A 13,335-nucleotide genomic window follows, 5' to 3' on the forward strand; every position below is an offset into this window, starting at 1 on the left:
GATAACCCCGTGTTTTATGAAGATGAAGTCGATATCCACCTCTGCCCCAAAATGGGGGCAGACTGGATACACAAAGGCCAGCAAAAGAAAGTGGTGACACCGGGCAAGAATACCAAGCATTATCTGGCTGGAGCTCTGCACGCTAAGACAGGAAAAGTCTCGTACGTTGCCAGCTCCAGCAAAAACTCAGACCTTTTCATTGCGATGCTTGAACAGCTGAAACGGCAGTATCGTCGTGCAAAGACAATCACTCTCATCGTAGATAACTACATCATTCATAAGAGTAAAAAGGCTCAAGTTTGGTTGAATAACAACCCGAAATTCATTTTGCTATTTCAGCCGGTGTACTCCCCATGGGTAAACAAAATAGAGAAGCTTTGGCACGCTTTGCACGAGACAATTACACGGAATCACCAATGTAAAGCCATGTGGCAACTTTTAAAACGAGTACGCTACTTTATGGATCATGTTTCACCATTTCCAGGTGGTGGTCACGGAGCACTGAAAATGAAGCATAATTAGGATCAGTTATTTAGGCGAGGTAATTGTTGGGACAATAGCCCGATGGAGCGGTTCTTCAGAAGTCTAAAGACAGAATGGATACCAGTGTCGGGTTATAGGAGTTGTAGCGAAGCAAGACAGCATATAACTCGTTACATCACAGGTTATTACAGCCAACTTAGGCCCCATCAATATAATGGTGGGCTGACACCCAATGAGTCTGAACGACTGTATTGGAAAAACTCTAAAACCGTGGCCAATTTTAGTTGACCACTACACCCCCTCCCGCATCCGATCAATATACGCCGCCAGATCCTGAATACTGACCAGATACTCGGCTTTTTGAGAGGCTCTAAAGACAGGGACTGGTAACTTGCCAGCGTTAGCCCTGAATTTGGCTGTTTGTGGTGCCAGGCCAAAGTATTTCTGACTGATTTGAGACAATGGCACTACGGCTGATTCATACTCTGCCATCAGAAGAAATGTGGTATTCATGGTTATCCTCAATCATTCTCAACAATTTCCAACAATCCTAATGTTCAGCACTGCAAATCATCGGCTCTGGAACTGCCCTTTTCGGGCACCACGAGCGCTTTTTGCTCAGGCGGACAAATAACCGGGGGCGGGAATATATAGAGCGGGACCGAATGACCTCTCAAATGTTTTTAGCTCTTGCCAATATCGACGAACTGTCCGGACTGACCGTCCAGCAAGCTGCGCTATCGCCTTTTGTGTGACTGTCATGCGAGTCTTCACAAGTTGCATCAGTGCTTTCCGGAGTGCTGCCAGAATTTTAGAACGGCGAGCATCAGCAGTGTTCTTCGCGGCATCATGCTGACGACTACGAATTTCTTCAGGTGTTAATGTGGCTTTGGTGGTTTCAAATAGGGAATCGGAAACAATCCCTAGATTACTTTCCAGATATTCGGCTCAACAGATAGAGCATCACCTGATTGCCCTGCTTCAAGCTTTGCCTTCCAGTTGTAAAGGGGCTTATCTGCAATGCCTAGAGAAGCTGCTGCCTTAGGCACGCTATACCCTTGCTCTGTTACCAATGCAACAGCCTCTTGCTTGAATTCATTGGTATAAGTTCTGTTTTTTCTTTTTATCATATACACCTCAATCGTAGGATTATATTCCTTTATTGAAGTGCTCGGTTAAATTAAAGCAGAACAATGTTTAAATGTCTCAAGTCTTTCCATACATCACTGATAACGTGGATAAAAACTGACCAATGGATGTAACTTTGTCTGCTATCAATTACAAATGTATGCAATAACTGTCATTTTTTCGATCTTATGATTCTATCTATGTCAAATATTCATAATTTTTTATAGCAATTTTATTAATATGGTGCATATTTTCGTCACAGTTTTTCATTACTTATCCGAACTCGTGTCGTTGTTAAATATAAAATTAGGTGAATTTTCAGTTTTTGTAGTAGTGGTATATTAACATCATCTGTTTTTGTGGATGAAAAAACTGGATGCAACATTACATGTTGAACACTAAAAAGCGTAATTATATTGAAGAGTTGATAAAAATGCTTCCTTGAAAAACACCGCAATGAAGAAATACGTAGTGAGATGAGTGTTTAACCTGCGTCACATTAATAAAACAGAATAAAACTGTGGTTCAAATTGAGTCATTAGAAATTGCATTGGCAGAACACTGTAATTTGAAATGTTATGGTTGTGACCATCGTCCTAATGAAATAGAAAGAATTTTTATCAATGTGAAAAACTGTCAGCTGAACTGGCATGGTTTTCAAAGTTCTTAAAGGTAGAAAATTCAAAATCGCTGGAGTTGACCAGAACAATTATTCACCTCTAACAAGTACTGAAACGCACCAAGTTCAATTAAGAAAATTTCATTGTGAAGTATGTGCAAAAAAGACAAAGAGAAATAGCAAAGGTGTAAAAATAATGAACAATGCAACATTAGATGGCAAAAAAATTCTTATAGTAGGCGGATGCGGTTACATTGGTGGTCACTTAACAGATCTTCTCTGCAATGAAGATATGGGATGCCAGGTAACTGTTTATGATTGTTTACTTTATGAAACTAGATTCCTCAAAAAAGTAAATTTCATCTATGGAGATATAAAAGACACAGCAAGGTTAGGCAAGCTAATACATGACTTTGATGTTGTAGTATGGCTGGCAGCAATTGTAGGTGATGGCGCGTGTCAAGTAGACGAAGAATTAACGAAAGATCTTAATGAGAACGCTGTAAAGTGGTTGGTAGACAATTACAAAGGTAGAATTGTATTTACCTCCACATGTTCGGTTTATGGCGTAAATAACGACTTACTAGATGAAAGTGCAGAACCAAATCCACTTTCACTATACGCATCCACAAAATTAGCTGCCGAGAAATATGTTCTTGAGCATGCAAATCATCCGCTAGTTTTTAGACTAGGTACACTTTACGGCCAAAGCGATGTTCACTCAAGAATTCGCCTTGATCTCGTAGTTAATATTTTAACAAAGAAAGCCGCTCAAGGTGAACCCCTTACAATATTTGGAGGAGAGCAATGGCGGCCGCTACTTCACGTAAAAGATGTGTCCAATGCAATTATATATGGGCTAAAAAACGATATTGAAGGTTTGTACAACCTATCTTCAGGAAACTATAGAATTAGTGAAATAGCTGACGCAATTAAATCTGTTATTCCAAGCGCAAAAGTGCAAAGTCATGATATTAGCTTCGAAGACGCTCGTAACTACAAAGTAGACAATAGTAAATTTGCTAGCACAGGATGGAAACCTAAGCATACCATAGAAGAAGGTATTATCGATATGCTAGAAATGTTTACTGACAATCGGGTAACAAATACTAATGACTCTGTTTACTCGAATGTTGCACACCTTAAGAGTACTTATAACATTGAAAAAGAAGGTGAGTTCTACTAGCCGTCTTAAAAAAGGGTTAAGGAGCAGATGCCTTGTAGCATTAAATACATCCCATCGCTCCTATTACAATGTAGACATGAGTATAAAAAGAGATGTACATGTTAAACTACTTTAGACGAATAGGTGTCGCATTATTTGTACCTGTAGCTGTTTTGCCAGCCGCAGCTTTATTATTAGGTATTGGAAACTGGTTATCCAGCACTAATTATATTAGTAGCTCAATAGCAACATTACTAACCAGTACGGGACTAGTTATTCTTGAGAATATGGCTGCACTATTTGCTATTGGTGTAGGTTACGGCCTATCAAAAGATAAAAATGGTTCAGCAGCACTGTCTGCCTTTGTTGGTTTTTTAATCGTAACAAATCTATGCAGCACTGATTCAGTATCACTTATTGGTTTTATTAATATTGATAACTCAACAACATTAGCATTCAACAATATTAACAACCAGTTCGTAGGTATCGTCATTGGTATAATTGCTGCTGAAACTTACAATAGATTTCACAACGTTGAATTACATAACTCATTAGCTTTTTTTTCCGGTAACCGTCTTGTGCCTATTATTACAACATTTATATGTTTACTAATTTCTCTCGTGTTTATGTACCTTTGGCCTATCCTCTTCACAGGACTCATTACATTTGGTGAAAACATAATACGAATGGATTCAGTCGGAGCTGGGATCTATGCATTTTTCAACCGACTTCTAATTCCATTCGGACTACAACATGCATTAAATGCTGTGTTTTGGTTTGATCTTGTTGGAATAAACGATATCGGTAACTTCTGGGCGGGTCAGGCCGCTATTGATGCAGGTACAGCACAACTAGGAACTACGGGGCGATATATGGCTGGTTTCTTTCCTATAATGATGTTTGGCTTACCCGGGGCTGCATTAGCTATTTATCATAGTGCACCACATGAGAACCGAAACAAAGTTGCATCATTGCTGATGTCTGGCGTTTTTGCTTCTTTCTTTATGGGAATAACTGAACCTATCGAGTTTACGTTCATGTTCGCAGCTCCATTGTTGTATTTTGCACATGCACTTTTAACAGGTTTAGCAGTCTTCATTGCATCAAGTATGCAGTGGATAGCTGGGTTTGGTTTTTCTGCTGGCTTATTTGATTTCTTACTCTCTTCTGATACAGCTCTTGCAAATAAGCCTTACATGTTAATTCTTCTAGGGTTATTATTCTTTATTGTCTATTATACAATATTTAGAACTTTGATCAGTTTTTTTGACATTCAATTATTTGGACAAGAGAATTCAACTAATCAAGATGCTTTGTTTGAAGATAATCCAATTCCAACAAGAACGTGACTCACCAAAAAAATCAAGAACACATCTTTTTTAAGTACGACAGAAAGATTATTTTAAAAAATTAAATCTAGAGTAATTATTTATGGCAAAAAAATATGATTTCCACTTTATTTCCGTTGAAGGTAATTGGGATAAGAACATCCATGATGAAAGGATCGAATGCGCTGCAAATTTACTAGAAGCAGATCAGTCTGCATTCGTTATTGCTTCTGGTACTTATGCTCCAGAACCATATTCATCTTTTTATAATGCTCCCCTCGGTAGATACACAGCAGAAACCTTGATAAGTAAATATAAAATTAGTCCAGAGCGCATTATCCCTGCCTATCTTTTTTCTTTCCAATTCACCTACACAATTATTGATGCATACGCAAATTCAGCATTTATAGGATGGCTCTCCTGTGGGTTAAAAAGAAGAGAAAATGAGATCAATGTACTATTTGAACCTTGCACCTCACAATTCCACGGTTTACGAGTAGAAATGCTTAATGCTCGTGCTTGTAACTTTATGCATGATCTACATGTGAACGTGGAGCTACAGTGCAAGAATAAACTTACAAGAGAAGAGATGGAAAAAGATCACTCCGGCGAAATCGAACGACTGACAGCCATGAAAGAAAACGGTGGTCTTTTATCAAGCGGCGAATGGCTTGATAATGGAGTAAAAAAGTCTTTCGGTAATATTATAGAAATGAGTCAACTGATAAGTAAGTCATTTTCTAAGGAATTATGCTTCCCAGCGAGAGGAATCAATATAGATGAGTGGTCAGACATTGAAAGGCTATTATTGTTAATGACCTTCAATTTTAAGTCTTATAGTAAACAAATAGATGCAGCCGCTCTCTCTAAAATCATAGAATCCGCTCAAAATAGATATAACATCCAGATTCCTGACTCAGCAAGCAAGAAGTTATTATCGCTACTTACAGAATAAATTAATCCATATCGGTTAGGTGAGGTGGTAAATGACTAATACCGTTTATTGCAAGGGTATAATATTCGATGTTGATGCTACATTAGTAGATACAATATCGGTAATAGATGAGATATGGCTTACCTGGGCTAATAGTAAAAATATTAGTTTTGAAACCATTGCTAAATTCATTCATGGAAGAAAGGTTAATGAAACACTTAAGGAGATTGATCCAGCCTTTGATCATGAGGATGAAATAAATTCCGTACAGCAGATAGCGATTGAAAAGATGAAAACGGCATCGCCAATAGTTGGTGCTCTAGAATTTGTCAATTCTTTGCCAAAAGAGGTTTGGGGAATTGCTACAAGTGGGCCAGAAAATATTGCAACTACTAGTTTAAAAGCATCAGGCTTTTACATTCCTGATGTAATGGTTTGTGGGGAACATGTAACACATGGTAAACCTCATGGGGAACCTTTCGAGTTGGCTGTAAATAAACTAGGTTTTATGCCTAATGAGTGTGTTGCATTCGAAGACTCTCCGGCCGGAGTGAAATCTGCAAAAGCGGCAGGCTGCTATACCGTGGCCTTAACAACGAGCCATTCAAAGACTGAACTTTACGAAGCAGACCTAATTATTAACGGTTATTCCGACATTAGCGTTGTCGTCGAAAGCAATCAGTTAGCCATTCGCATTGACAATATAGGATTATAAATAATGTCTAATATTAATGTAGAAATCACTATTCCAAAATCACTAGGTAAGTCTAGCCAGTTGGTATTAGATAAACCTGAACCAATACTTGAGATCATTAAAAAAAATCTCGAGAAAATCGTGCTTGATAGGATCTTAGCCAAAGATGGTACTTTCAATAGATATGTACTTGTCTATCTTAATGGAAAGAGGGTAAAGGATGGGATGACCCTATTGAACGAGCAGAAATCAGAGATTGATATCATTATCCCTATGGCTGGTGGTTAAATGAAAATGGACCGCTATGCAAGACAAAAACAAGTAATCCACGATTCTGGGCAACGTAAACTTAAGAATAGTTCGGTACTCGTTATTGGATGTGGTGGACTTGGGTGCCCTACTTCACTTTACCTGGCTTCTTCAGGTGTTGGAAAACTGTCATTGATGGATGATGATGTTGTAAGCTTATCTAATCTACATAGACAGATTCTCTTTTCTGAACAGGACATTGGGAAAAGCAAGGTAAAAGTAGCTCAAGAAAAGTTGAAATGTTTAAACTCAGATATTGATATTACAGCGATAGATTTCAGACTTAATGAAACCAATGCTATTGAAACGATTCGTGAGCATGACTTAGTTATCGTTGGGTGTGACAATTTCTGGACTCGTTTTATTGTAAGTAATGCTTGTTATCAACTTCAGATACCCTACATCAATGCATCTGTATTGGGTGATGAGGGGGCCATCTCATTTTACGATAATATTAATTCTTGCTATCAATGCAATAACCCAGATTTCGAATCTTTAAATAATATCCCTAAACCAGCTGATATTGGTGTATTAGGTGCAATGGTTGGTGTAATCGGAACTGCCACCGCAACGATGGCCATTGAAATACTGATTGGAAACCAAACTAATTTTCTTAATAAACATTTCGTTTTTGATGCTTTAACACTACAAATGAAATCTTTTGATATAGAAAAAAATGATACTTGCGAACTTTGTGGTTAGAGGAGAGCCTACATATGCTTAATTTGAAACCGTGGTTAAAAACGGACAATGTAGAATTGACATCTCGATTGATGATCGGTACTGAACAGTATGACTCAGCAGAAATGATCAAGGATGTAACAATGGCTGCTGGTGCAGAACTGATGATTGCAACAATCAATCCGCTTGATCGTAGCTCAGGAGTACCAATTGCTGACGTTGCGAACGCATTTGACAGAGATAATTACCCTCATATTCCTGTTTCTACCACTTCATTTGTCCATTCAGCTGTTGAGGCAGTAGAGACAGCTCGCAAACTACGTGAGATGTTTGACATCAAGTTTGTTAAACTTGATGTACGAAATGACTCTAAACAGCGTTGGGCTAACAATTTCGAGGTTATTGCTGCTGCTAAGGAACTACTTGCAGATGGTTTCGATGTGATGCCAATGATTACACCAGATCCTTACGCTGCAGAGATGCTTGAAGATATGGGTTGCTGTGCCTTGCGACTTTCAGCTGGAGAGTTGGGAACTGGCGTAGGCATCTACAATTATCAAGTAATGAAAAACGTTAAGGAAGTAGTCAGTGTACCATGTATAGGCGAAACCGGCATAATCAATGCGACAGAAGTAATCAGCTTATTTGATATAGGCATGGATGCGGTGCTAGTTAATTCAGCAATAGCTCAGTCATCGAACCCTATATACTTTGCTCACGCTATGCGTCTTGCTGTTGAAAGTGCTATGTATCAAAGAGCCGCTTCAAGCGGATTTGGTGAATAACTCACCTTTTACAGTGTATCTATATCTAGTATTGGTGTGACCAACAGTGTCACACCTTATCTTCCTTGGTTAAATATAATGTTTTTACGCAAGCTTTCAAAACACGAACTATCGCAACTAGCATGGCATACTATTCATTTTAGCATAAATATTAGTGGAGACTTCAATTTAGAAGTATTCCGTAAAGCCGCTATATACACTATCGGTTTGGTTCCCCTTGCTCACTCAAAGGTAGTGAAACTAAACGATGATTTCTACTTCAAATCTATCGACAAGAACAAAGTTCCATTTAAAACAATTAATTTGGAAACAGACAGTGATTATCCGAATATATATAAAGAACTAATTAACACGGCTGTTGATTCTACACAATCGCAATTAGAAATTACGACAATCAAATATAATAACCAGTCCAAACATACTATTATTTTTTCAATTGCTCATTCAGTCGTTAGCGGACGAACTGGAGTAGAATTTATTGATTTGGTTTTGAACGCATATCAATCAGCCCTTAACGAGGGTGAATTGCAGGGCATTTGTTTTCCATTGGATTCATCAATGGCCTCTCTCTCATCTAAGCAAGAGGACCAGATAGAGGCTGGTATTTATGCTGACCCAATAAAACTAGGTCAAACATTTAGCCCGATCCCTCTTTCTTCTGAGGAAGCAAACCCAAATAATCTAGTTACCGATTTTATTGATATACCTCTTCAGAAGAATGATTTCATCAAACTAAAGACTGCATGTAGGGAACATGGTGTATCTGTGAACTCTTACTTATCGGCCTGTCAAATTATGGCTTCACTAGAAACATATCCAGAAGCTCACAAGGCAAAGTTTGTCTCCCATAATCTGGCCGTCGATCCTAGAAAATACATACAAAATACTGTGCAGAAAGGGAATCTCATGCAGTTTTCCTATTCAGGTATTTTCTTTTTTGAAGTTATACACTTATCCGATGTGTGGTCACTTGCGAAAGACATAGGTAAACGCGTTGAGGAATACTTAACTTCAGACCAGATGCATGCTACTTTGAGAAGCATTGAAACAAGCGATTACTCGGTAGACAATCCGAATGAAGCGGTACTGGATGAAAACTTCCATTGGACTACTTGTAATTCAAATCTAGGATTGGTCCAGCTTGGCGAAAACCTCAGTTCAATAAACGTTACAGATTTCAAATTTATCGTCAACCGAATAAATGGTTCTCACTTGTTGTTTATTTCCTCATTCGATAACACTCTATCATTGAGGTACGCATTTAGTTCACCTCGCTATTCTAAGAAAACAATTCAGTCTATAGCAGACAAAATACTAGAAGTTATACACAGTAGTTTATGTTTATCATAGTTATCAGTTTGAACCTGAAGTACATTTTGTGACCAACACGAATAGAAAGATCCACTGGGGGATTGCTGGATTAGGGAAGGTTGCTCAGCATAGTTCGTCGATACAGACTCAATCAAAAGAACCGCTTTTTATCGAACCCAAATAAACTCAGGGCGGTAGTCACATCACTACCGCCCTGATTCGTTCAAGTCCAATATCTGCCTGATATTAAACCGATATCGTCATCAGTTCGTTTTCTTCTGCGGCTGCCACGGATTCAACTTGAGGTTTATTCGCCACAATATTCTCGACAATATTGCCGCTTTCAAACTTAATCAGCTGATCAGCGAGGTGGAAATAACGATCATCATGACTGATCACCAACACCAGTTTATTCTGGCGTTTCAGTTCGGGGATGATCCGAGTATAGAAGATCTCACGGAAACGCGGGTCTTGATCCGCAGCCCATTCGTCATACAGGCAAATTGGCGTATCCTCGATATATGACATCAATAACGCGAGGCGCTTTTTCTGTCCCTGAGACATCGCCACCGAAGACAACTTACCGTCTTTGGATGTCACTTTGCTGGTCAGCTCCAGATCCGCCAGATATTTTTGAATCACTTCATCACTTTCCGGTTCACCCTCACCGTTCAGGACGTGCTCAAATAAATGGAAATCCGAGAAGATCGTCGAGAACATCTGTTGATATTCATGGGTATCAATCGCTTCCGACACCAATTTATCGTCGAGCTGAATCGTACCCTGATTCGGGCGATACAATCCGACCAGTAGTTTGGCGAAAGTGGATTTCCCACTGCCGTTACCCCCGGTGAGGAAAATTGCCTCACCGCGATGAAATTCAGCATTGACGGGGCCGACATGGAACGAATATTCATCGTCTTCCGATTGATACTGAAACATCAGATCCCGGACGGTCAGTCGCTGCCATGACTCATGTTCCGCCTGCGGTTTTTTCTCCCCGTCGGTGGTACGATGAAAATCATCCAACTCCGCCAGTTCAAGGCTCTCGATATTCCGGTAAGAGCTTGAACAGTCACTGAAGCGACTCATGGAATCAATCACGCCCTGCAATGGATTGACCATATACAGAATGGTTAATACAAACGTGACGATCACTTCCAATGGCACGTTGGGGAAATAAATCCGACTGCCGAAAACGATGATCCCAATTACGAAGAAAACCAGCGTCGAAGCCATACTGCCCATCATGGTAAAGATCACCGACACTTTGACGCTCCGCTCGCGAATCGCTTTAAAGTTCGGTTCCAGAATCTGATTGTAAGTAAAACGACGGCGGTTGGCATTGATACTCAGCTCTTTAATTCCGTCCACCAAAGTTTTCAGACCACTGAACATGTCATCTTCATACTCGCGCAGCAGCATGTAATGGTGAAAGCCGCGTTTCAGGAAAAACCTCGCAATCACTACGATCAATGCGATCAATACGAAGACCACCGAGAACAGTTCCCATGAGGTATACACCATATATCCGAGACACAGCAGCACCGTGACTAAACTGTAGATAAAGCCCGGTAGTAACAGCAGTCCGTCGGATAACTTCGCCGCATCGGTTTTCATCGCAGCCATCACGCGGTGCCCGCCGATCTGTTCCAGCATCGCGTACGATGTTGAAAGCAGCCGCTTCGCCAGAGAATCACGAAACTCATACACCACCCGGGCACTCAATTTTGCCAGCAGATAACGGGATGCGAGACTAAACAACAACACCGTTGCCACGACACCGACAAAAATCAGAAACGCGTGGGGGCCGGGAGATTTTCCGGCACCAATCAGGCTGACCTGAGCGGTGATGATTCTCAGCATCATAATCCCCGCTAACGCCCCGACTACACTCAGGACGGTTGCTGCGAAAATCTGCCATTTAAAACGACTTAAAATGGATTTAAACATCTCAATTCCTCATCTTTTTGAATGTGGCTGCGCTATCGAATACAGCGGCCACAACATCTTCAGTTAAATAGCAGTCTTACCCTGTATCGTCTCAGTCAGTAACTGAACGTCGGGTTGCTTTAATAATGTCATATGATTGCCCAAACTCTGTCGCACGCTGACTTCAGGCATCAGTGTCTTCCAACCGACAAAACGTTCGGGTGACGAACCTTGCGCAATCACCAGCGTGGTGGGTGTTTTCGGTAATACATCCGGTGTGAACCAAATACGAATGTGTGTTGCGAAGGAACGATAAATCGCTGCAAAGTCACTGTTTCGGGTACTTTTCGGCAGTTGTCCACAGTCAATCAAACGACTTAACGTCGCTGAAAGACGTTCATGATACGAGAGCGGTGCCAGATCGGTTGGTGTTAATCCGAGTGAACAACCTCGCATTTCAAATAACTCGATCAGACGTACCAAAGCCTGAAGATCACTATATTCCTGATGATATGAGAGCAGCGGCACCCGGGAATCTGCGATTGTCAGTGATTGCACCGCAATGCCCTGCGCCTCCATTTGGGTGACGAGAGATAAAGCGACCCATCCACCAAATGAGTGACCGACAATATGAATCTCATGTGCGCCCAGCATCTCTTGCAACGCATCGAGATAGAAGGATGCCGCAGCCTCAACACTACTGTGAGGGATGCCGCCACCCCATAATCCTCGCGGTTGAATCGCCAGCACCGTCCAGTCGGATGGCATAGTCTGAACAAAATCAACAAATGAGAAAACATTATCTCCGGCACCGGGAATACACACGACAAGCGGTTTTCCCCGGACCCCGTTCTGCAATTTCATCACAGGTGTTTCATCCGATGCCTGATGCACCGGGTTCTGCCGCCAAAACGCAGTCCGACGGGCAATAACTTGTGAAATTGCGGCACCGACATCTGAGAGATAAGGGGCACTCATCAACTCATAATGGGTTCCGGGCACGGTGACACAGTGGATATTCTCAGCCGGCAGAATTTGAGACCACCCCAGTAAAGGTTCAATCTCCAGCGATTGTTGTGTCGCAATCAAGTCGATATGAACCGGTAAAGGCAATGGCTGATACTCCGCGCGGAGAAAGTCTTTCTGATGGGTCAACATCTGATGGAAATACGTTTCCGTCCACGCCTGAGGTAAATATCCCTCAGCACATCCCATCTGGTAGTAGTCCTGCCAGTGGTCTTTCTTCGGCAGTTTAACCGGAGCACCGTGCATCTGTCCGGCGAGATACTCAACCATATTGTGGCTCAGTGCCGTGATCATCTCATCATCGGTCTGTACAGGCTGTTTGATGACACCCGGCACCCAGCTATCCAGCATCCCCATAAACTCAACACGCTGATCCTGACCCAGTAACTGCGCGGCGACTTCATAAGCCAACACCCCACCGGAAGACCAGCCAAACAGGCGGTAAGGTCCTTGGGGTTGTGTCCGGCGAATCATACTGACATAACGTTCTGCCATGCGCTGATAGGTTTTCAGCGAGGTCTGCATCCGATCCGGTGCTGATAATCCATAAACGGGAACATCCGGGTCGATGTTCGCCGTCAACGCTGGCCCGTATAACAATTCTCCGCTGAATTCGGGGACGATAAACAGGGGTAACTGTTTCCCCGTGGTACGGAACGGAATGACTTGATCGTGCTGCGCCGGATTGTCCGTGTTTTGCGTAACCGCATCCTGAGACTGCACCGTTGCTGCCAGTTCATGGAGGACGGGCGTGGTCATCAATCTCGCCAAATCCAGTGTCATCCCTTGCCGCTGTGCTTCACTGACCATCCGTACCGCCAGCAAAGAGTGACCACCCAGCTCGAAGAAGTTGTCGGCCCGACCCACTTGTTCAACACCTAACAGCGCTGACCAAATCGCCGCCAGTTGTACCTCGGCATCCCCCTGCGGTGCTTGGTAC

At 41.6% G+C, this 13,335-nt stretch carries 13 protein-coding genes and 2 pseudogenes; 10 read left to right on the forward strand and 5 right to left on the reverse strand.

All coding sequences use genetic code 11. The features are described 5' to 3' along the window. Both VRK_RS17575 and VRK_RS20740 read left to right on the forward strand, forming a co-directional pair. Positions 1-522: IS630 family transposase (locus tag VRK_RS17575; RefSeq protein WP_157372049.1), on the forward strand; the 522-nt coding region annotated here is incomplete at its 5' end. Between the two features lie 12 nt (positions 523-534). After that, a pseudogene (locus tag VRK_RS20740) lies at positions 535-771 on the forward strand (integrase core domain-containing protein); the annotation flags it as partial. Positions 772-774: 3 nt separating this feature from the next. Here the strand turns inward: VRK_RS20740 and VRK_RS17580 are convergent. Together VRK_RS17580 and VRK_RS17585 are read right to left on the reverse strand one after the other, a co-directional pair. After that, a complete protein-coding gene (locus VRK_RS17580) occupies positions 775-996 on the reverse strand; it encodes a pyocin activator PrtN family protein (RefSeq protein WP_059122835.1) in 222 nt (73 codons plus the stop codon). 410 nt (positions 997-1,406) lie between these two features. After that, on the reverse strand, positions 1,407-1,613 hold the full coding sequence (locus VRK_RS17585) for a transposase (RefSeq protein WP_059122836.1): 207 nt from the start codon (positions 1,611-1,613) through the stop codon (positions 1,407-1,409). Positions 1,614-2,261: 648 nt separating this feature from the next. Between VRK_RS17585 and VRK_RS17590 the strand changes: the two genes are divergently transcribed. The 8 genes from VRK_RS17590 to VRK_RS17625 all read left to right on the forward strand — a co-directional run bounded on the left by VRK_RS17590 (position 2,262) and on the right by VRK_RS17625 (position 9,476). Beyond that, complete coding sequence (locus VRK_RS17590; protein WP_197413172.1) at positions 2,262-3,416, forward strand: NAD-dependent epimerase/dehydratase family protein; 1,155 nt, start codon at positions 2,262-2,264, stop codon at positions 3,414-3,416. A gap of 98 nt (positions 3,417-3,514) precedes the next feature. Then, the gene (locus VRK_RS17595) at positions 3,515-4,744 is read left to right on the forward strand and encodes a PTS transporter subunit EIIC (protein ID WP_059122837.1); all 1,230 of its coding nucleotides are present in this window, start codon (positions 3,515-3,517) and stop codon (positions 4,742-4,744) included. 82 nt (positions 4,745-4,826) lie between these two features. Continuing rightward, positions 4,827-5,678 carry a hypothetical protein gene (locus VRK_RS17600; RefSeq protein ID WP_059122838.1) on the forward strand — a complete coding sequence of 284 codons (852 nt, stop codon included), beginning with the start codon at positions 4,827-4,829 and terminating at the stop codon, positions 5,676-5,678. A 31-nt stretch (positions 5,679-5,709) separates the two neighbouring features. Next, positions 5,710-6,372 carry an HAD-IA family hydrolase gene (locus VRK_RS17605; protein ID WP_059122839.1) on the forward strand — a complete coding sequence of 221 codons (663 nt, stop codon included), beginning with the start codon at positions 5,710-5,712 and terminating at the stop codon, positions 6,370-6,372. A 3-nt stretch (positions 6,373-6,375) separates the two neighbouring features. After that, positions 6,376-6,639, forward strand: a complete 264-nt coding sequence (locus tag VRK_RS17610) for a ubiquitin family protein (RefSeq protein ID WP_059122840.1) — start codon at positions 6,376-6,378, stop codon at positions 6,637-6,639. Continuing rightward, on the forward strand, positions 6,640-7,362 hold the full coding sequence (locus VRK_RS17615; protein ID WP_059122841.1) for a HesA/MoeB/ThiF family protein: 723 nt from the start codon (positions 6,640-6,642) through the stop codon (positions 7,360-7,362). Positions 7,363-7,376: 14 nt separating this feature from the next. Continuing rightward, complete coding sequence (locus VRK_RS17620) at positions 7,377-8,126, forward strand: beta/alpha barrel domain-containing protein (RefSeq protein WP_059122842.1); 750 nt, start codon at positions 7,377-7,379, stop codon at positions 8,124-8,126. Between the two features lie 78 nt (positions 8,127-8,204). Then, positions 8,205-9,476 carry a phthiocerol/phthiodiolone dimycocerosyl transferase family protein gene (locus VRK_RS17625; RefSeq protein ID WP_059122843.1) on the forward strand — a complete coding sequence of 424 codons (1,272 nt, stop codon included), beginning with the start codon at positions 8,205-8,207 and terminating at the stop codon, positions 9,474-9,476. 207 nt (positions 9,477-9,683) lie between these two features. Here VRK_RS17625 and VRK_RS17630 read toward each other — a convergent pair whose 3' ends face one another. From VRK_RS17630 to VRK_RS21720, 3 genes and pseudogenes are all read right to left on the reverse strand, one after another. Further along, positions 9,684-11,390, reverse strand: coding sequence for a cyclic peptide export ABC transporter (locus VRK_RS17630; RefSeq protein WP_082671461.1), 1,707 nt, complete (start codon positions 11,388-11,390; stop codon positions 9,684-9,686). Between the two features lie 63 nt (positions 11,391-11,453). Continuing rightward, positions 11,454-13,205, reverse strand: a complete 1,752-nt coding sequence (locus tag VRK_RS21345) for a thioesterase domain-containing protein (RefSeq protein ID WP_443083492.1) — start codon at positions 13,203-13,205, stop codon at positions 11,454-11,456. Beyond that, a pseudogene (locus VRK_RS21720) lies at positions 13,179-13,335 on the reverse strand (phosphopantetheine-binding protein); the annotation flags it as partial. The pseudogene VRK_RS21720 and the gene VRK_RS21345, both read right to left, overlap by 27 nt.

Origin of the sequence: Vibrio sp. MEBiC08052, assembly GCF_001506075.1 — a bacterium.
Classification (GTDB): domain Bacteria; phylum Pseudomonadota; class Gammaproteobacteria; order Enterobacterales; family Vibrionaceae; genus Vibrio.

Bases quoted from the DNA above. Each gene is read 5' to 3' on its own strand.
- VRK_RS17580 (WP_059122835.1), bottom strand. From the start codon at position 996: ATGAATACCACATTTCTTCTGATGGCAGAGTATGAATCAGCCGTAGTG.
- VRK_RS17585 (WP_059122836.1), bottom strand. From the start codon at position 1,613: ATGATAAAAAGAAAAAACAGAACTTATACCAATGAATTCAAGCAAGAG.
- VRK_RS17590 (WP_197413172.1), top strand. From the start codon at position 2,262: ATGGTTTTCAAAGTTCTTAAAGGTAGAAAATTCAAAATCGCTGGAGTT.
- VRK_RS17595 (WP_059122837.1), top strand. From the start codon at position 3,515: ATGTTAAACTACTTTAGACGAATAGGTGTCGCATTATTTGTACCTGTA.
- VRK_RS17600 (WP_059122838.1), top strand. From the start codon at position 4,827: ATGGCAAAAAAATATGATTTCCACTTTATTTCCGTTGAAGGTAATTGG.
- VRK_RS17605 (WP_059122839.1), top strand. From the start codon at position 5,710: ATGACTAATACCGTTTATTGCAAGGGTATAATATTCGATGTTGATGCT.
- VRK_RS17610 (WP_059122840.1), top strand. From the start codon at position 6,376: ATGTCTAATATTAATGTAGAAATCACTATTCCAAAATCACTAGGTAAG.
- VRK_RS17615 (WP_059122841.1), top strand. From the start codon at position 6,640: ATGAAAATGGACCGCTATGCAAGACAAAAACAAGTAATCCACGATTCT.
- VRK_RS17620 (WP_059122842.1), top strand. From the start codon at position 7,377: ATGCTTAATTTGAAACCGTGGTTAAAAACGGACAATGTAGAATTGACA.
- VRK_RS17625 (WP_059122843.1), top strand. From the start codon at position 8,205: ATGTTTTTACGCAAGCTTTCAAAACACGAACTATCGCAACTAGCATGG.
- VRK_RS17630 (WP_082671461.1), bottom strand. From the start codon at position 11,390: ATGTTTAAATCCATTTTAAGTCGTTTTAAATGGCAGATTTTCGCAGCA.
- VRK_RS21345 (WP_443083492.1), bottom strand. From the start codon at position 13,205: ATGGTCAGTGAAGCACAGCGGCAAGGGATGACACTGGATTTGGCGAGA.